The 20,054-nt window shown below is 31.9% G+C and carries 21 protein-coding genes; all 21 read right to left on the reverse strand.

Annotation, left to right across the window (positions count from 1 at the left end; all coding sequences use genetic code 11):
• Positions 1 to 74: 74 nt before the first annotated feature.
• The 21 genes from N4A68_15790 to prmA all read right to left on the reverse strand — a co-directional run bounded on the left by N4A68_15790 (position 75) and on the right by prmA (position 20,029).
• Positions 75 to 1,472, reverse strand: a complete 1,398-nt coding sequence (locus N4A68_15790; GenBank protein MCT4565758.1) for a glycine--tRNA ligase — start codon at positions 1,470 to 1,472, stop codon at positions 75 to 77.
• 325 nt (positions 1,473 to 1,797) lie between these two features.
• Positions 1,798 to 2,292, reverse strand: a complete 495-nt coding sequence (locus N4A68_15795; protein ID MCT4565759.1) for a DUF4342 domain-containing protein — start codon at positions 2,290 to 2,292, stop codon at positions 1,798 to 1,800.
• Positions 2,293 to 2,310: 18 nt separating this feature from the next.
• Positions 2,311 to 3,063, reverse strand: a complete 753-nt coding sequence (recO, locus tag N4A68_15800; GenBank protein ID MCT4565760.1) for a DNA repair protein RecO — start codon at positions 3,061 to 3,063, stop codon at positions 2,311 to 2,313.
• Positions 3,064 to 3,080: 17 nt separating this feature from the next.
• A complete protein-coding gene (locus tag N4A68_15805; protein ID MCT4565761.1) occupies positions 3,081 to 3,230 on the reverse strand; it encodes a hypothetical protein in 150 nt (49 codons plus the stop codon).
• Positions 3,231 to 3,379: 149 nt separating this feature from the next.
• The gene (gene mgtE / locus N4A68_15810) at positions 3,380 to 4,765 is read right to left on the reverse strand and encodes a magnesium transporter (GenBank protein ID MCT4565762.1); all 1,386 of its coding nucleotides are present in this window, start codon (positions 4,763 to 4,765) and stop codon (positions 3,380 to 3,382) included.
• 157 nt (positions 4,766 to 4,922) lie between these two features.
• Positions 4,923 to 5,810, reverse strand: coding sequence for a GTPase Era (gene era / locus N4A68_15815; GenBank protein MCT4565763.1), 888 nt, complete (start codon positions 5,808 to 5,810; stop codon positions 4,923 to 4,925).
• A 25-nt stretch (positions 5,811 to 5,835) separates the two neighbouring features.
• Positions 5,836 to 6,945 (reverse strand): DUF3048 domain-containing protein, encoded by a 1,110-nt coding sequence (locus N4A68_15820; GenBank protein ID MCT4565764.1) that lies wholly within the window; start codon positions 6,943 to 6,945, stop codon positions 5,836 to 5,838.
• A 21-nt stretch (positions 6,946 to 6,966) separates the two neighbouring features.
• Complete coding sequence (locus N4A68_15825) at positions 6,967 to 8,226, reverse strand: hemolysin family protein (protein MCT4565765.1); 1,260 nt, start codon at positions 8,224 to 8,226, stop codon at positions 6,967 to 6,969.
• Between the two features lie 179 nt (positions 8,227 to 8,405).
• Positions 8,406 to 9,113 carry a diacylglycerol kinase gene (locus N4A68_15830; protein MCT4565766.1) on the reverse strand — a complete coding sequence of 236 codons (708 nt, stop codon included), beginning with the start codon at positions 9,111 to 9,113 and terminating at the stop codon, positions 8,406 to 8,408.
• A gap of 15 nt (positions 9,114 to 9,128) precedes the next feature.
• On the reverse strand, positions 9,129 to 9,584 hold the full coding sequence (gene ybeY, locus N4A68_15835; GenBank protein ID MCT4565767.1) for an rRNA maturation RNase YbeY: 456 nt from the start codon (positions 9,582 to 9,584) through the stop codon (positions 9,129 to 9,131).
• Between the two features lie 5 nt (positions 9,585 to 9,589).
• Positions 9,590 to 11,707, reverse strand: coding sequence for an HDIG domain-containing protein (locus N4A68_15840; GenBank protein MCT4565768.1), 2,118 nt, complete (start codon positions 11,705 to 11,707; stop codon positions 9,590 to 9,592).
• An 88-nt stretch (positions 11,708 to 11,795) separates the two neighbouring features.
• Positions 11,796 to 12,776, reverse strand: coding sequence for a PhoH family protein (locus tag N4A68_15845; GenBank protein ID MCT4565769.1), 981 nt, complete (start codon positions 12,774 to 12,776; stop codon positions 11,796 to 11,798).
• A gap of 2 nt (positions 12,777 to 12,778) precedes the next feature.
• Positions 12,779 to 13,975 (reverse strand): sporulation protein YqfD, encoded by a 1,197-nt coding sequence (yqfD, locus tag N4A68_15850; GenBank protein ID MCT4565770.1) that lies wholly within the window; start codon positions 13,973 to 13,975, stop codon positions 12,779 to 12,781.
• Between the two features lie 11 nt (positions 13,976 to 13,986).
• Positions 13,987 to 14,268 (reverse strand): sporulation protein YqfC, encoded by a 282-nt coding sequence (gene yqfC, locus N4A68_15855; protein ID MCT4565771.1) that lies wholly within the window; start codon positions 14,266 to 14,268, stop codon positions 13,987 to 13,989.
• Between the two features lie 161 nt (positions 14,269 to 14,429).
• On the reverse strand, positions 14,430 to 15,548 hold the full coding sequence (locus N4A68_15860; GenBank protein MCT4565772.1) for an amidase domain-containing protein: 1,119 nt from the start codon (positions 15,546 to 15,548) through the stop codon (positions 14,430 to 14,432).
• A 115-nt stretch (positions 15,549 to 15,663) separates the two neighbouring features.
• Positions 15,664 to 16,104, reverse strand: a complete 441-nt coding sequence (locus N4A68_15865; protein ID MCT4565773.1) for a GatB/YqeY domain-containing protein — start codon at positions 16,102 to 16,104, stop codon at positions 15,664 to 15,666.
• A gap of 12 nt (positions 16,105 to 16,116) precedes the next feature.
• Positions 16,117 to 16,296, reverse strand: coding sequence for a 30S ribosomal protein S21 (gene rpsU, locus N4A68_15870; protein MCT4565774.1), 180 nt, complete (start codon positions 16,294 to 16,296; stop codon positions 16,117 to 16,119).
• 139 nt (positions 16,297 to 16,435) lie between these two features.
• Entirely contained in the window at positions 16,436 to 16,801 is a 366-nt protein-coding gene (locus N4A68_15875; GenBank protein ID MCT4565775.1) for a histidine triad nucleotide-binding protein, read from the reverse strand.
• Between the two features lie 224 nt (positions 16,802 to 17,025).
• Positions 17,026 to 18,330, reverse strand: coding sequence for a tRNA (N(6)-L-threonylcarbamoyladenosine(37)-C(2))-methylthiotransferase MtaB (gene mtaB, locus N4A68_15880; GenBank protein ID MCT4565776.1), 1,305 nt, complete (start codon positions 18,328 to 18,330; stop codon positions 17,026 to 17,028).
• The gene (locus N4A68_15885) at positions 18,331 to 19,089 is read right to left on the reverse strand and encodes a 16S rRNA (uracil(1498)-N(3))-methyltransferase (protein ID MCT4565777.1); all 759 of its coding nucleotides are present in this window, start codon (positions 19,087 to 19,089) and stop codon (positions 18,331 to 18,333) included. It lies immediately after the preceding gene.
• On the reverse strand, positions 19,082 to 20,029 hold the full coding sequence (prmA, locus tag N4A68_15890) for a 50S ribosomal protein L11 methyltransferase (protein MCT4565778.1): 948 nt from the start codon (positions 20,027 to 20,029) through the stop codon (positions 19,082 to 19,084). Before prmA ends, N4A68_15885 begins: the two co-directional genes overlap by 8 nt.
• Between the last annotated feature and the right edge of the window lie 25 nt (positions 20,030 to 20,054).

Raw genomic sequence — 20,054 nt, forward strand, 5'->3', positions numbered from 1 at the left:
CCCAATTTTAAAAATGTCCTACAATAAAAAATGAGGATAACATAAATGCCATCCTCATTTTTTATATATTATTATTAAAATTCAATTTTTTTATTAATATAATCTTCTAATTCATCTATTTTTATTCTTACTTGCTCCATTGTATCCCTATCTCTTACTGTTACAGTATTGTCTTCTAAAGTATCAAAATCAACAGTTATACATAAAGGTGTTCCTATTTCATCATGTCTTCTATATCTTTTTCCTATACTTCCGGCTTCATCATAATCAACCATAAACTTCTTAGAAAGCTGACTAAACACTTCTAAAGCTGGCTCCTTGAGCTTTTTAGTAAGAGGGAAAATAGCCGCCTTAAATGGAGATAGTGCTGGATGGAATTTAAGTACTATTCTTTCACTTCCGTCCTCTAGCTCTTCTTCTTCATATGCATCAAGTAGAAAGGCTAATGTGACTCTATCTGCACCAAGGGATGGTTCAATACAATAGGGAACGTATTTCTCATTAGTTACTGGATCTTGATATGTTAAATCTACTCCAGAGTGTTCCATATGCTTTTTCAGGTCATAGTCAGTTCTATCAGCTAATCCCCATAATTCTCCCCAGCCAAAGGGGAATTTGTATTCAAAATCAGTAGTTGCATTACTATAATGGGATAATTCTTCAGCATCATGGTCTCTGAGTCTAATGTTTTCTTCCTTAAGATTAAGGCTTAAAAGCCAGTTCTTACAGAAGTTCTTCCAGTAATCAAACCATTCCAAATCCTCACCGGGTTTACAGAAAAATTCTAATTCCATTTGTTCAAATTCCCTTGTTCTGAATGTAAAATTACCTGGTGTTATTTCGTTCCTAAAGGATTTACCGATCTGACCTATACCAAAGGGAACCTTTTTCCTCGATGATCTTTGAACATTTCTGAAGTTTACAAATATGCCTTGTGCAGTTTCAGGTCTTAGGAAGATTTCAGCTTGAGAATCCTCAACTACCCCTTGAAATGTTTTGAACATTAGATTAAATTGTCTTATGTTAGTAAAGTCTGCCTCACCACATTCTGGGCATTTTATATCCTTTTCCCTTACATAGCTTTCCATTTCTTCCTTTGACCATCCATCAACTATTACATCCGGTTGATCGTTTTCAGATAAATAATCTTCTATTAATTTATCAGCCCTATATCTTGCTTTACATTTTTTACAATCCATAAGGGGATCATTAAATCCACCTACATGTCCAGATGCAACCCAAGTTTGGGGATTCATAAGTATTGCAGCGTCCAATCCAACATTATATTGAGATTCTTGTATAAATTTCTTCCACCAAGCTCTTTTAACGTTATTTTTAAGTTCTACACCAACAGGACCATAATCCCAAGTATTTGCCAATCCTCCATATATTTCAGAACCTGAGAATATAAACCCTCTAGATTTTGATAATGAAACAACCTTATCCATAGTGCTTCTTTCTTTTTTTGCCATTTTTATACCTCCTAAAAATAATATAAAAAAACCCTTCATCCCTGAAAAGGGACGAAAGGTTTACTTCCGCGGTTCCACCCTGATTAGCGTATAAAACGCCCTCTTAATTATGTATTGCTCAGAAGCTCCATTCACTAAAACATTATATCGACTTTCCAGCACCGCCGACTCTCTGAAGGAATTATCAGCTAATAAACAGTTTATTATCCGATATGGCCTTAATAATATAATTAGTTACTCTTCTCCGTCATTGCATCCCTTATTTTTTTATTGATTTTACCACATAGTTACTAATTTGTAAACAGTAAAATACATAAATTTCATACTATTCTTCTTCATCAATTTCATCTTTTTTATTTTTTTTAGAGAATTTATCCTTGGCACAGTCTACCTTTTCTTTAACATTTTGTAGAGCATCTTCGGTAATATCATTGATATTTATTATCTCACCATCGTCTTTAAATATTTCTAAAGTGCATCCTGTTGCAAGGGCAACTAATATACCAGCTACGGTTGCAGGAGGAAAAATAATAGCTCCTATAGCTCCTGCGGTAACAGGAATATTCATTATATTCTCTTCATCTTTTCTTAAAAGAATTTTTGTTACATTGCCCTTTTTAATTATCTCCTTTAATTTCTCAATAACCTCATTACCCTTGTTGCTTATAGTATTTTTCATCTTTCTTTCATTCTTTGATTCGATATAGATTATAGCTTCTAAAACATCTCCTTCAGTTTCAGTTAACGCTTCCTTAGCTTCACTATATGAAACACCAGTTCTTTCCCTTACCTCATCTACATGCTCTAAAGTAAAATCCATAAAACATCACCTCTTAACTTAGATTTTTTTTATAGTGTTCAAAAACTCTAGACTTTTAAAAGATTTTCTTTCAAGATGCAAGTGTATGTATTTATCAATGATAACATTTAATTTATTTATGATTGAAGAATTAAGTTTAATCTTTGATATTGTTATTATATCGGTTTTAAATATGTAGTTCATAACCTTTACCATTGTTGAATTGATAATAAATGGCTTTCTATTATATTTGGTAAAGCAATTATCACATACTAGCCCTCCTTGTTGTATATCAAATCCTATTTTTTTAAAGCTAGTACCACCACAATCTGAACATTTACTAAGTTCTGGTCTAAATCCAGAGTAATCTAATACTTTTAATTGGAATGCCAACTTAATAAGCTCATAATCTTCATCACTTTGAGTTGTTAAGCTTAAAGTCTTTAGGAAGGTATCAAGCAGCCTATTATTTGTGACTCCTTCAACAATAACTGTATCACATAATTCAGCAAAGTATGAAGCATAGGCAAGCTTTGATAAATCCTCTCTGATATTATAAAAGGACTCATGTATATGGCAGGATGAAACCCTATCTAAATCCTTTCCCTTTGACAGTATAAATTCTCCAAAGACAAAAATATGTGAAGCGGGAGATAAGCCTCCCTTAGGCTTTCTTCCTCCCTTTGCCACAGCCCTCACTTTACCGAGCTTTCTAGTAAACAATGTAAGTATAACATCGGACTCTGATATCTTATGTTTTCTTAAGACCACAGCATCGGTCTTATATATCATTGCATCACCTCAGAACATCACCTCAAGGAATCATTATCTGTACCATGAAATTCGTTATTATTTTGTATATCAAATACTAAATTTTGATTTTTACTATTTCTGAGTTCTAAATAGTATTTTAAATCCCCTGTCAAAAAAAATAGATCCCAAAGACTATTATTATGCATCATACTCCCCCTTTCCACAAGAAAATAATCATATAACCCTTTTTCATATAATTATTTTCTGCCATGGAGTAGTGCATATATTCATGAAATTTTTGTTATTTTTATTGTATGGACTTAAATCCTCAAACAGCCTTATATATAACCCTATTTTAATATACTATTTTTGTTAAAAGAATAGTTGTCAAAGTAAAATATATGGACAATCCAGTTATATCTATTGTAGTAGTTATGAAAGGAGCAGAAGCTACAGCGGGGTCAACTCCTATTCTCTTAAATATCAGTGGAACCAAAGTCCCTATAGTCGCAGCAGTAATCATATTGGCCCACATTGCAACACCTACAATAAAACTCAAAATTATTTCTCCCTTTACGAAAAATAAGGATACCACTGCAACAATAATACTGCAACAAAGTCCAACTAAAAATCCCACACATATTTCTTGAAACATGGTTCTTAATATTTCTTTTCCATGTATCTCCCCCATTGCTATACCTCTAACCGTTAAGGTGGATGATTGGGTTCCAACATTTCCTCCCATACCCGCAAGTAGTGGCATAAACAGAGCCAACACAGTATTTTTATTAAGTACTTCTTGAAAACTGCCTATCACCTGAGCCGATAGCAATCCCCCAAAAACAGTTATAACAAGCCAAGGCAAACGTGATTTTACCGACGCAAATATCCTATGTGAAATTTTATCCTTGTCTATATCTTCAATTTCTGAAGCACCGGCAAATTTATATATATCTTCTGTAGCTTCTTCTTGAATAACATCAATAATATCATCTACTGTTATTATACCCATTATTTTATTATCATCATCAACAACAGGAATGGCTAACAAATCATATTTTGATACAAGTCGAGCTACATCCTCTTGGTCCGTTTTTAAATTGACACTTATAACACCCTCGTGCATAGTATCTTCTATAATACTATTTGGCTTATTTACAATTAACTCCCTTAAGGATAAAACCCCCACAAGACTATTAGTTTTATCAACTACATAAACATAGTAGATAGTTTCGGCATCACTAGCCTTGCTTCTTAGATCTTCAATAGCTTGATAAACGGTTATATCCTTTCTAACGGTTATAAACTCCTTGGTCATTATACCGCCGGCGGTATCTTCATCATAGACTAAGAGTTCTCTGACACTTTTCGCATCTTCTAAATCCAAAAGTGAGATTATCTCTTTTCGTTTTTCCTCACTGAGTTCTGCCAGAACGTCAACCATGTCATCTTGAGCCACTTGATCCAGAATCTCAATCTTATGCTCTCTTTTCAAAATCCCTAAGAGTTCAATAAATGTTTCAGAATCAACTTCCTCCAATACATTACCTGCTTGCTCCCATGAAAGGATACTGAAAAATTTTACTTGATTATCATCATTTAATTCTAATAGAATCTCAGCTATATCTGCAGGGTGTAATTCTTCAATATATTCTTTTATCTTTAAATCTTCATTGTATTGCAGCAAATCCTCTACTGTCTTTATTATTTCCTTTATTCTTTCATCTCCATGCTCTGTCATATTTACACCCCCCTTTAAAAATATGTAATTATTACTGAGGAATGAAAAATCAATTTTCACTAAAAAGACACATGTTTCTTACATTAGAAACCGCAAGAAAACATATGTGGCTTCTTTATATGATTTTCTGTACAATATAATTGCCGTCAAACCTCTATTATTCATATCCTAAATTTCTTAAAATACTTTCTTTATCTCTCCAATCCTTTTTAACCTTGACCCATATTTCCATGTAAACCTTTGAACCAAGTAGATTTTCTATTTCTTTTCTTGCACTTTTCCCAACGCCCTTTATTTTCTTTCCATTTTTACCGATTATTATTGCCTTATGTGAATTTCTTTCACAATATATTGTAACATCGATATCTACAATATCTTGATCTTCACGTTTTCTCATAAAGTTTACAATAACCGCAACCCCATGGGGAACTTCCTCGTGAAGATAATGTAGAAGCTTTTCCCTTACTATCTCAGAGACTATAAATCTTTCCGGCTGATCAGTTATCATATCAGTGGGGAAATATTTAGGACCTTCTGGAAGTCTATCAACAAGCTTTTCTATTAAAGTATCTACATTGGTACCATTTATGGCAGACAATCCCATTATCTCATCAAAAGTACCATATTCATTATATCTTTCATATATCTCTTTAAAGATATCCGGCTCAGTAATATCAATTTTATTTATACCTAAAATTACAGGAGTTTTAACCCCTTCTAAAAGGTCTAAAATATATTTATCTCCTGGTCCTATATTCTTAGATTCATCCACTAAAAATACTATCACATCAACTTCATTTAATGTATCCTTTGCTGCCTTAACCATATGTTCTCCAAGTCTATTTTTCGGCTTATGGATACCCGGTGTATCTAAGAAAATAATTTGAGATTCTTCATCATTATATATTGTCTGAATTTTATTTCTTGTAGTTTGGGGCTTATCTGACATTATCAATATTTTTTGCCCAACAATATTATTAATTAGTGTAGATTTTCCAACATTAGGTCTTCCAATAATTGTTACAAATCCTGATTTAAAAGACAAACTATTCACCACCTGATTTTTTATTTTACTTTGTAATGATTTCTAAATTACTTGGAACAATTTGATACCATGTGATTCCTGGATTAAACTTTATTTCATTACCACTTAAGTCATAAAATCTTGTTAAAGCTTTTCTAGAAGGCTTCTTCCATTTTACATCCATTGACTTACCATTAGTTATATATAATGCTTTTCCTTCCCCAACTAGATCCATTTCTAGTCTCCCAACACTATCAATAGTCCTCTTATCACAATACTGCACTATAATATTTTTAGCTGTAAGATGAATATTTGAAGCTTCGTCTAAGTGAGGCTTATTGTTAACATATCTATAGTATAAACCATCCTCTTTGTTATATTGAAATCCTGATACGTACTTCTTACCCCTATAGGGTATTTTAATATCCGTTAAATCCTTTCCATCTATGTCCTTATCTTCTTCGTTAAATTGCAATGTTTCAAAGCTTCCATCTTTATTATATTTCCTTCTTTTCCCTTGCTTCATAATAGCTTCAAAACTGGAGTACATATTATTAGGCTTTGATTTGTGTTTTTTTCTCCAAAATATATCTCCTGCAGATGATAATCCATCAATATCTGCCATTTTAAAACTTCTTATATCCTTCTTAGCCTGCTCACTACCTCCAACATGAACATATAGGGGATCATACTCTAAGGCTTTGTCGATGAAATAGGGTCTTGAGCTTCTTATTGGCCCAATGGTCTTTGGCTTATTTGTATATATTACGGCCATATACCTAGTTATATTACCTTCTGCCAATACTTCATAAACCATATCTGCATCGCTTAGTCCTGCCTGTGGCCTAGCTTTATAATAGTTGTCTAACATGACAACTATAGGTCTATCGTTAAGCTTTTCCTTATCTATATACAAACCAGTTAAAGGTGACTTGATTTTATTTTCTAAATCAACACTTTTCTCCTGCTCTCCGGACTTATCATCGGTAGGCTCACTTATAACTATTTCTTCTGCTTTCTTAGTGTCTTTGTTATTTTCCAATGTCTTTTCTTGATTATTTACTTCATTTTCAGAAGGATTATTTGTAACAACCTCTTTATTCCCACACCCAACTAAAAGTATCATCATCAATACTGCAATCAATATTTTTTTCATTTTTTGTCCCCCTTGTTAAAATTAACTCTTCTTGCTAATTTCAATTTTTCTTATTCTTCTATTATGTACTTCTAATACCTTAAATACTGTATCATTATATTCTATAATGTCACCTACCCTAGGGATTCTTCCTAAAAGATTAAATACAAATCCTCCCAAAGACTCAAACTCATCCATTGGAAGCTCTACATCTAAAAGATTGCTCGTTTCTTCAATGGAAATTTTTGAATTGACTATAAGTATATTATTATCAATATGATCTATTAAATTATTTTCATCATCGTACTCATCTAAAATGTCTCCAACTATTTCTTCTAATATATCTTCAATGGTTACAAGCCCCAGTGTCCCTCCGTATTCATCTAATACGATGGATATGTGTACCTTTTCAAGCTGCATTTCCGTCAATAAATCTATGGCCTTTTTACTTTGAGGTACATAATAAGCAGGTCTTATCATACTTTTTATGTTGACTTCTTCCTCCCTATTCATTAGATAGCAGGAAAGAAGATCCTTTGCATAAATTATTCCAATGATATTATCCACGGATTCACCTATAACAGGTATTCTTGAATATCCATATTTTATAACTTTTTTAATTGCTTTTTCTAAAGATACATTTTCTTCTAAATAAACTATGTCAATCCTCGGCACCATTACTTCTGTAACCTTTATATCTCCAATTTCAAAGATACTTTCTATCATATCTCTTTCTTGTTTCTCTATGATCCCAGCTTCCTCACCAACATCTACTAAGGTTTTTATTTCTTCCTCTGATACTGTAGTTCTATTGTTGTTTATATTCCCTCCAACACTTCTAATTATTATTCTTGTTACTTTATTTAAAACAAGTAGTAATGGACTAAATATTACCGATAAAATCTCCAAAGGCCGTCCTAGCTTCATAGCAACCTTTTCTGCATTGTAGGATGAATATGTCTTAGGTGTAATCTCACCAAAAACCAGAATCAGAACAGTCATAATCAGAGTAACTAGGAAAGTGGCCTGCTTTCCCTCAAAAATATTAAGTGTAAGCTCAGTAGCAATAGCCGTAGCAGCAATGTTCACAATATTATTACCAATGAGTATAGTAGCTAAAATCCTAGATGATTTGTTCAAAAGCCTCTCTAAAATCTCAGCCTCCTTAATGCCTTTTTTCTTAAGCTGTTTAATCCTTATTAAATTTATTGATGATAATGAAGTCTCTGCACCAGAAAACAAGCCCGATAACGAAAGCAAAACAATCAACACAGCTAGTCTTAAAATAATTGAGTAATTCACTATGCTTCCTCCTATTTAAGTAAGGCTAAGCTCAATCTTGTCCATCATAAATATAGATTTCCAAAAGTTAAACTTAATTTATACATCTCAAAATATCCGATGTTTCCAGGGATTTTGACCGTGTATAAGTTAAAGTTTATACTAAAATCCCTATGGTAGATGGTTTTTGTAAGAAGTAATTATGCAATTTGCTCAATTAATTGAAATAACAATAAAGTTATAAAGCTACCTAATAATGCTCCCACTAATATTTGTTTTAATGTATGTATACCAGCCTCCAAACGGCTTTGAACCACTAAAACGGCTAAAATGAAAGTCAAGGTTATTATTAAGGTGTTTTGTGATAAAAATGCTACCGCCATAAAGATAGAAAAAGCAATAGCCCCATGGCCACTTGGCATTCCACCCTTCAAGGGTGTTCCTTCATTAAAATGGGCTTTTATGCCTATAACTATGAAAATAACAATTATGAGACTTATGAATGTTATGTGTATAGGCATAGTTTTAACCTTATGTATAAAAATAATAGACATTTTATCTAATTTATCAAAAAATATTATATACCCAACAATTATGGAATTGACAGCAGAAACTAGAACAGCTCCTGCCGCCACATTTTTAGCTATCTTGGCCAATTCGTGATATTTATCGGTTATCAGATCAATAGCAGCTTCTATAGCTGTATTTATCATTTCAGCAACTATAACCAATGCTATTGTTATAAAAAGTACTAAGGTCTCCATCTTAGATAGATTACAGAATATGCTGAAAAACAATACAAATATAGCAATTATAAAATGTATTCTCATATTTCTTTCATTTCTTAAAGTATAAATTATACCTTCAAAGGCATAATTAAAGCTATCTAATATTTTTTTTGCTTTCATAAAATTTCACCATTATTATCTTAATATACCCAATAAGTCTAATACCTTTTCTTCTTTCTGTCTCATCTCCTTAGTATTTTCATCAGTATCATGGTCATAACCAAATAAATGAAACATACTATGGGCAGTAAGAAAAGCCGTTTCCCTTATAAAGGAATGTCCATATTGTATAGATTGCTCTTTAGCCTTTTCTAAGGATATAACAATATCACCCAATACTACTACACCATCTTCACCTTTTAATAATTGAATATTATCATATTGGGGGAAAGAAAGAACATCTGTTTCTTTATCAATCCCTCGGAACTCATTATTTAAATACTTTATTTCCTCATTATCCACAAAAGAGATACTAACTTCTACATCTTTATCAATATTCTCTACTTCCAAAGATTTTTCAATAACTTTTTTTAACAACCCATTGAGTTCATCTTCATACTGAATTATATCTTGATTATCTATTATATCTATGTTTATCAATTAGAAACCTCCAATTCTTTATTTTCTTCATTGTCCAATTCAGGATATTCTATTCTTTCATGGAATATTCCCATTAATATGCTCACAAAAGTCCTTTTAATAGTTTCTAAATCCTTAAAGGTCAAATGACAATCCTGAAGCTGCTCTTCATTAAACTTTCCTTCTATTATCTTTTTAACTAATTCTTCAATATTCTTTTTAGTTGGTTCAGACAAGCTTCTAACAGCTGCCTCAACGGAATCAGCCATCATCACAATTGCAGCTTCCTTTGATTTAGGCTTAGGCCCCTTATATTTAAAATCATCGGAATTAATACTTGCCGATTCATTTTCATCATTCAATGCTTTATGATAAAAATACTTTACTAAGGTTTCACCATGATGCTGCTCAATTATATCAATAATATCCTTAGGGATTTTATGCTCATGTGCAAGCTGTACCCCATCATGAACATGATTTCTAATAATATTGGAACTTAAAAATGGAGAAATCTTATCATGGGGATTGTCGGAAGTAAGCTGATTCTCTTTAAAGAAATATGGTCTTTTAAGCTTTCCAATATCATGATAATAGGATCCAACCCTTGCAAGCAAGCTATTACAGCCTATGGCCTGAGCCGCCGATTCACTTAAGTTCCCAACTATAATACTATGGTGATAGGTTCCAGGTGCTTCAACAAGCAATCTCTTAAGAATTGGATGATTTGGATTCGATAGCTCCAATAGCTTAATTGGAGTCAATATATCAAACATGTACTCCCATAGGGGTAAAGAACCTATTGTTAATACTGAACAAAACACCCCATTAAGTATACCATAAAAGCCATATATTAGAATATCTTTTACAGCAAATCCATTAATCAAACCAAAACCTATTATAACAATAGAATTTGTCAAGCTTACCAGCAGCCCAGAAATAATTATTTTTGACCTTTGATGTGCATTGGATGCACTCATAGCCGCAACAGTTCCACTGATAAGCAACGTAATAAATACTATAAGACTATTGTTTGTTGATAATGTAATTACTACAGTTAGAAATATGTTTAATACAATAGCCACAGTGGGATTGATTAGTATCCCTATGAGCATGGAAGCAGAAGATATTGGTATGAGATAGCTTGATATGCTATTTAATGGCTTAGCCATAAGAAATACTGATAAAAATACTATCACAATCAAATATAAATTAGAAATTTTACTAACCAATTTCTCATTAAAGGTATAAATATAAGAAAAGATTATCAGCTCAAGGATTAAAATGATAAGTACTACTCCTATAAAAGGTTTTATATCCTTCTTCTTTTCTTGATTTATTAAACCCGCTTCCATCAATAGCTTATAATGCTTTTCAGTTATTTCTTCTTCTTCGTTAACAATTATTTGACCTCTTTTTATATAGACTTTATCCACTTTTTTTATGGCTTCATTTATTTTTTCTTGTGTCAATTTCTGATCCAAATAGGTATTTTCTTTAATGGAACTATTAACAATTTTTATCCCGATACCCTTTAGTTTTTCTGATATACCTTCTAAAGACATATAATATTCTTCAATCTTTTTTTTCTTATTATCTAATTCTTCTTTTTTTATACCAGTAGTCATTACTTGCATAATAAACTCATAGGTGTATTTTTCAAAATTTTTAATGGTCTCTTCTTTTGTATTTAGTAATACACTCAAATCATGTTTGCTAAGATCGAAATTATTATATTGCTGCAGCTCATTGATAACTTCATTAGAACTTTCTTTAGATAATTCACCTAAGCTTTTTACCTCATATAGATGCTTAAAAAAAACTTCAATATTGTTTTTAATATTTATTTGTATAGTTGGATCAACTTCTTGCCTAGGTTCTACTAAATTGATGGCCTTCTCTATTTCCTTAGCAGTCGCTTCCTTATCTTCTATATCTATTGGAGATCTTATGTCTGAGGGAGCCACTTGACCAACTTTAATATCATACTTTTTTGGTGATACTGTGGAGTAATAGGTGAAAAATATTATTATAAAAAATAGTAAAGATAGAATAATCCCATTAAAAATTTTGTTTTTAGCAATTTTACTTGTAAGACCTTTGCGTAAAAGCCTGTCCAATCTTTTAAGAAAAGCCACGAAGTTCACCCCTTTTTTTATGTGAAACATGGTCAAAATACCACTTTATTATTTAAGGCTTGTCAAGTCATTTCTATAAACTACTAGTCTACTTTTTCTTTTTAATGGCTTTATTTTCATATGAATCATATGCCTTTATTATCTTTTGAACTAACCCATGCCTTACTACATCCTTTGCAGTTAGGTATATGAACCTTATTCCTTTTACGTCCTTTAAAACCTCTACAGCTTGCTTAAGTCCTGATTGTTTTCCCTTTGGTAAATCCATTTGTGTAATGTCACCATTTATAACGGTTTTTGATCCAAATCCAATTCTTGTCAAAAACATTTTCATTTGAGCCCTAGTAGTATTCTGAGCTTCATCTAAAATTATAAAGGAATCATCTAAAGTTCTCCCCCTCATATATGCTAGGGGAGCTACTTCTATCATTCCCTTTTCCTTATATTTTAAATATGTCTCTCCTCCTAGGATATCATATAGGGCATCATAAAGTGGCCTAAGATAGGGATCAACCTTCATCTGAAGGTCCCCGGGAAGAAATCCAAGACTTTCACCGGCTTCAACTGCTGGACGTGTTAAAATAATCCTACTAACCTCTTTATTTTTAAAGGCTTTAACCGCCATAGCCACAGCTAAGTAACTTTTACCCGTTCCCGCGGGCCCTACCCCAAATACAATGTCATTATTTTTAATGGCATCAATATATTTTTGCTGACCTAATGTCTTAGGCTTAATATATTTCCCCCTTGAAGTCACACAAACAATATCGCCAATTAATTCATCGATTTTATCCCCTTCGCCCTCATTAAATAAGCTTATCAGATACATTATTTTTTGCTTATCTAGCTTTTCACCAGACTTTATCAAGTCTATCATTTTCTCTAAAACCTTAATGGCAAGGCTTATTCTTATTTCATCTCCAAGTATTACCAAATCACCTTCCCGTGATACTACATGCACCCCATATTTTTCTTCAATCATTTTAATATTTTCGTCTAAATTTCCGAACAATTCATCTAAAAAATTTATATTCCCAATTTTTATTCTTTTTTCGTTTTGTGTTCCCAATATTACTCCTCCTCATGTGCGTTAAATCTTTGTTCAATTCCAATGGACTCTAATACTTCAATTGTTAAATGACCACAAATTGTATTGGATTCTTTTCTGAAGTCAATAGTTTTCTTCAATATTTTTGCTTCCTCTGGTATTTCTTTTATAAGGTTAACAACTAGAAAATCCTTTAATGATTTTTTAAGTGCATCCTCAGATACCTTTTTCTTTTTCTCAATTATTTCATAATATTCCTCAATAACAATTTCTACAGGAATCTTAATTTTCCTCCATTTTGTTAGACTTTTATTTTTTGTTTCGATAATATATTTGTCATAGGGTGCATTACCCTTTGAGATCGTAAAAGATGTTTTTCCAATCTTAATAATTCTTTTAGTGAACTTTCTACCGGTTTTGACCTTTGATACTTTATAAATAGGTATTTTATGGGCTTTTTCATAGAATGTTCTAGCATGAATTTCGCCGATAGAATGAACTATCCTCATTATTCCCTCTTCTCTTTCTATTTTACCACTAATTAATATCTGATTTTTCTTTACTATATCTCCTTTTTCTACCATTGCATCCCCATTTCTTGCAATGATCTTTTCTATTATACCATCCTTACCGGCAACGATATGACATGGTAAGCTTTTATCTATTTTGGGAGGTTCTCTATCCTTCTCTACTAGTTCTATTCTGATTTTAGTTCCTTTTATCTCTACACCAACCCATGCCAATTTTTCATGTTTGATCAATAAATTATCTTTGATATCAGAAGAGTCAAGATCATATTTAAATGTTCCAACCTTAACACCCATACTTTCTAAAGAGGTTAATATATCCCTCTTAGATATATTACTATTCCCCTTAATCTCTATATCCCAAACAAATGAAGTGAAGCTAATAATTAATAATAAACATAGAATAGACCCTACCGCAATGATTTTTTTTCTTTTCAATCGTAAAATAAAAAATGGATAGCCTATCTTTAATTGTATTTTTGATCTGCATCCAGTTTTCCTTAATATTTTTAAGAGTTCCCTATAGCCTTTGACACCAACTTTTCCTTCAATTGTTGTATAATTTATCCTATGAATATCCCATAGGTATATACCCTTATTAACTGCTAAATTTAATATTCTCTCTAGATTAAGTCCCTCAAGCTTAAATACAACATATCCTCTAAAATAATTCCATATTCTAATAACTAGCACCTACAACACCCCTACCTATAGAAATCAATGGATGAAATATTTCCTGCTATAATAATTTCTTCACTAATTATAGTTTTTATAGCAAGATCGATTCCAGATACCTTAATTATCCCATCCTTCATCTTTACTCTTATATTTTCATTAGAATACTCTATAATCCCCTTATGATTCTCAATACTTACTTGTAAATTACCTACAAAGGTTATTCTAGGTAAGTCCAGCAGTATATCCTTTGGAATTTCCAGTATATCCGATATATTTGACTTTACTTTGGACATTCTTTCTTCCTTCATATTCCTATCCCCCTTAGGACAAAGACGTCTATTACGCTTTGTAGTTGCAAGTTCCATGTTCCTATAATTAATTGTATGCCCACATATAAACCTGTATTACTTGTAATATATAGTCCTTGAAGTCATGGATTTCAAAAAAATAAACCTCTATATTGAGGTTATCAATAATGTACTCTAATCAGCCAGTACTTTATACCCTTATCATTCCATCCTAGATCCCATGGAACTCTATACCTGTCAGTATTATGACTGTGAACATAGGCATATCCCTTTGAATCTGCCCCTGTAACAACTGAAATATGTGTTACCTTCCCTTTTTTTACATATGCGATAAAGTCACCGGGCATTAATTTATAGGAAGCTTTATATACCTGCTCATAGGTACCATAGGCTATTTTTGAGGCCCTATTACTGTACAGCATATAATTTTTAAAAGCTTGAGCATTCACCCATGCCTTGCTTCCCCCTTTATCATATTTCCATGAATATGACTTTCTGAACTTACCACCCTCATGTAGAATCTGGGATGCGAAATTTGCACAATCACCACCTAAAGGATTATAGTTTCTATATTTCTTATTATATGTAAGCCCATATTCTTCATCGGCTGCTGCTCCACAAAACCTGTCTGCATATTTTACCGATTCTATTCTCCTCTCATTTAAATTAGAGAGGGTACTTTTTTTCTGATTTAAAATGTATTTTGTGATTTCTTCACTTTTTATCTCATCTAGATGTAATGAGTCGGCAAAGGGATCTGTATACCACTCACGAACTATCTTCCACAAGCCATCTATTTTCTTAATATCTAAGGAATGATATGTTCCGATTCTAAACATGTTTTTATTTTCTGGATCATTTTTATAGTGATACTTATACTCTGTAGAAGCTGTAAAATTAACTCTATATCCATCTTCCCTATCTTTTACACTTCTAATTTTAATGAGACTTTTAACATCATAAAATTGGATTCCCTGCTTTTCAGACCATTTATGTAGGTACTTTGTTTTTTTCTTTTCATGTTCAAATGCCCATACCCCATATTTAACATCCCTATCATATAATGATGATATGGTATCTGTATCTCCTTCGATCATTGCTTTATTTCTTATTTCAGAAAAATTGTTTATCAAAGCATAGGCTTCCTCATTTTCATCATTAATAAAAGCAGATAAAATAGGGGAATGGTATATATTAAAGGCGATCAATATTGTTACTAATAATATTATTATTCCAATTAAAAAAAGAAGGAACTTCTTTTTTGATACAAATATTATCATATGATTCCTCCTAAAGCTTTTTCATAAAATTATATGTGAGTCCATAATAAAATAGACTTATTTATTAATTTTCTACATAAAAAAACTGCCTATATAAATATAGACAGTTTATCTATTATAGTAATTCTTTTACTACTTTGGATACTAATTTACCATCAGCTTTTCCTTTAAACTTAGGCATTAGCGCTCCCATAACTTTACCCATATCCTTAGGTCCATTAGCACCTAATTCTTCAATGGTTTCTTTAACAATTTTTCTTACTTCGTCTTCAGAAAGCTGCTTTGGAAGGTAGCCCAAAAGAATTTCCATTTCCTTTTCAGCTTCTTCAACTAAATCTAATCTATTACCCTTTTTAAAATCATCAAGGGAATCTCTTCTCTGTTTTAACTGCTTAGCAATTAACTCAACAATTCCTTCATCGCTAATTTCAGTTCTATTATCAACTTCATACTGTTTTATTGAAGCTCGAATTAAAGTAACAACAGATTTCTTGACCTTATTTTTTTCTTTCATTGCAGTTTTTAAATCCTGCATCAATTTATCTTTGAGGGACATTATCTCACCTCTTTAAAATCTTTTTTTCTTTCTTCTTGCAGCTTCTGCTTTCTTTTTACGTTTTACACTTGGCTTCTCGTAATGTCTTCTTTTCTTAACTTCAGACATAACTCCAGACTTAGAGCATTCTCTTTTAAATCTTCTAAGTGCATGATCTAATGATTCATTATCTTTTACTTTTACCTCTGACATCTATACTTCCCCCCCTCCTCTGATATAGTACAGTGTTGCTGTGTTTATAGCCTTATAGCTATAAATCACAGAGGAGTACTCGTGTACTTAGCTATTATACATTAATATGATAAATATTTCAACAACTTTTGAATAACTCTTAACCTGGAGGCCATTGCATCTGTCTACCAGCTAATAGATGAAAGTGAATATGGTTTACAGTTTGACCTCCAAGTTCTCCACAATTATTAACTATTCTATAGCCTTCATTTTCAATTTTTAACTCTCTGGCTACTTCTTTTATCTTAAGAAAAATATGTCCTATCAGGTCTTTATTCTTATCATCTAGATCATCTACTGAGTTTATATGTTCCTTAGAAATAAATAGAATATGAATAGGAGCAACTGGAGAAATATCTTTAAAAGCAATTATTTTATCGTCTTCATAAACAATTTCACCGGGTATCTCTTTCTGTGCTATTTTACAAAAAATGCAGTCCAAATCTAGCACCTCCTTTGCTAACATATATATTTCAACAGATAATACTAAATTCCTGCTATCAATGTATTATTTATTGAGGAAATTGCATAACTTTTATTTGGCTAGGCCTAATATACGAATATCATCCTTAATTTGATTACTTAAGATATAAGCATATTTGATGGTATAGCTTTTGAGGATTTTAAAACTACATGTAGTAGATGGTTTTTATAGAAAGTAATTATGCAATTTGCTCTATTGATATAAATCTAATTTTTCACTATTTCTCCAAACATAATATCATTTTCCATTTGGTTTATCTTAGTTGAAACTATTTCACCAATTAAATCATCTGCTCCCTTAGCAGCTACTCTTATATAGTTATCTGTTAATCCTTCTATCTTATTCTTATCTTTAGAATAAAAGTTTTCATATAAAACATTTAATTCTTTATCCACAAATTTATTCATATAGGAATTCATTAATTTATTACCTAGATCTATCATCTTTTCACTACGCATATTCTTTATAATGCCCTGGACTTGGTTTTCAAACTTAGCTGCGGGAGTACCTTTCCTCGGCGAATACTTGAAAACATGGATTTGGCTAAATTCCATTTCCTTCACAAATCTATAGGTAGCTTCAAATTCTTCTTCAGTTTCTCCGGGAAAACCCACGATTATATCTGTAGTTATGGCTATATTCGGGATCTCATGTCGTAGATTTTTAACAATTCCCCTAAACTGGTCTGTGGTATATTTTCTATTCATTCTTCTTAGGGTTTCATCACAACCACTTTGTAATGAGATATGGAAATGGGGACAAAACTTATGAAGATTTTTAATTTCTTTTATAAAATCATTAGTTAGCAAAGTAGGCTCAACAGAACTAAGTCGTATTCTTTCTATTCCTTCTACATCATGGACTTCCTTTAAAATATTTAATAAACTAGTATTCTTTAAATCCTTCCCATATGATGCTATATGAATTCCAGTAAGAACAATTTCTTTAAAGCCATTTTCTGAAAGTCTTTTCACCTCAGAAACTATATTCTCTGGTTTTCTACTTCTTATAGACCCTCTAGCATAGGGTATAATACAATATGTACAATATTGATTACAGCCCTCTTGTATTTTCAAAAAAGCTCTGGTTTTCCCTTTTATTTTGTCTATTGATAATTCTTCAAATTCTTTTACTTCCATTATATCTTCCACATAATTGATTTTTTCATATTTATCAATTGATTCTACCAGTTCAACTATTTTATTCCGTTCATTTGTTCCTAAGACAAGATTTACACCTTCTATAGCCATTACTTCTTCAGATGCTGTCTGGGCATAACACCCAACTACAACAATAATCGAATCTGGATTTTTTTTCTTCGATCTTCTTATGAATTGTCTAGATTTTCTATCTCCAAGATTAGTAACCGTACATGTATTTATGACATATACATCTGCTTGTTCATTATTTTCAACTATGTCATATTTGTTTTTTTCAAAAAGCTCCATCATAGCCTCAGTATCATATTGATTTACTTTGCATCCTAAAGTATAAAAAGCTACCTTCTTCACTTATTTACCTCCTAGGTCTCCTAATTCATAGACAAGTATACTAGTGGCCACTAATCCAGCAGTTTCCGTTCTAAGTATCCTTGGTCCAAGGCTCACTGACAAGCCTCCTAGCTTCTCAACCTCTAGCACTTCTTCCTTGGTAAACCCACCTTCTGGACCAATAATAATACCTATTTTTCGAATATCGTCTTTACCCATAATGGCTTTCCTTATACCTCTATTTTTTTCTTCCTCATAGGGAATTATAATCATATCAAAATCTTCTAAAATGCTATTTATATCCTTTATATATAGCATATTACCAATCTCAGGTATTATTCCTCTCTTGCATTGTTTAGCCGCTTCTCCAGCTATCTTCTGCCATCTTTCGATTTTTTTCTTTTCAGAAGACTTATCTCTAATCTTTACAACACATCTTTCAGAAATAATCGGTACAATTTTAGCTACTCCTATTTCAATATTTTTTTGTATAATCAAATCCATTTTACTTGATTTAGGTATCCCTTGAAATAATACCACTTCTAGGGGGGATTCAGTCATGGATAAATATTTATCACATATCTTACACTCTATAAATTTCTTATCAACATTACATATTGAAGCAATATAATCCATGCTTTCCATATTGCAAACTTCTATCTTATCCCCTATGTTCAGTCTTAATACTTTAGTAATATGCTTTATATCCTCTGAATTATTAATAACTATCCTATCTTGCTGCTCAAAAATATTGTCCTTATTAACAAAAAATCTATTCATCCCTATCTACAGCTCCTAATTCAGATACTATAGCTGCCCACTCTCCAAGTCTTTCAATAGATACCACATTTAAACCATTAGACTCAAGAGCCTCAGTAACTTCATCTATCTTTTCTAAAATAATACCCGATGCTATAAATTTTGAATTAGGCTTCATAAATGTAGTTATGTCCTTAGCTAATATTTTTATAATATCCGCAATTATATTTGCTACAACAATATCTGCTTTCCCTTTTATAACCTCCATCAAATTACCATGTCTTATATCAACGATATTTTGAACTGAATTTATTTCTGCATTTGACATTGAAACCTTATATGCTACTTCATCAATGTCTACCCCAATTGCCTTTTTTGCTCCGAGCTTAGCAGCTATTATGGAGAGAATTCCGCTACCGCAGCCAATGTCATAAACAATGCTATTGTCTTGTACATATTTTTCTAATAGACGTGTACACATTGTTGTAGTTTCATGGGTTCCAGTTCCAAAAGCCATTCCTGGATCTAGTTCAACTACAACTTCATCCCCACTAGGTACATACTCTTCCCAAGTAGGTTTTACAACAACTTTTTCACCAATCTTTTTAGGCTTATAATACTTTTTCCATGAATTTGCCCAATCCTCTTCATAGACCTCGGCAGTAGTAACTTGTTCTAATTCATTGTCCCTAGAAAAATTATATACGTGCTGCTTAATAAGTTCAATTTTATCTAGTAAATCTTCACTTTCTGGAAGATATCCCTTTACAACTGCACCTTCATAATCCATATCTAATGAATTTATATCAAAGTAGTCCCAGCTTGTTTGTTCTTTCATATTGATAATTAAATCCTTTGGGTCCTCAATAACTACTCCGCCAACACCCACATCATAAAGAACATCACATACTGCATCTACCGATTCACTTATAGTCTTGATTTTAATTTCATACCATTTCATTTCTAACCCTCCATAACAAGCTTTT

It is taken from the genome of Maledivibacter sp. (assembly GCA_025210375.1).
Lineage (GTDB): Bacteria > Bacillota > Clostridia > Peptostreptococcales > Caminicellaceae > JAOASB01.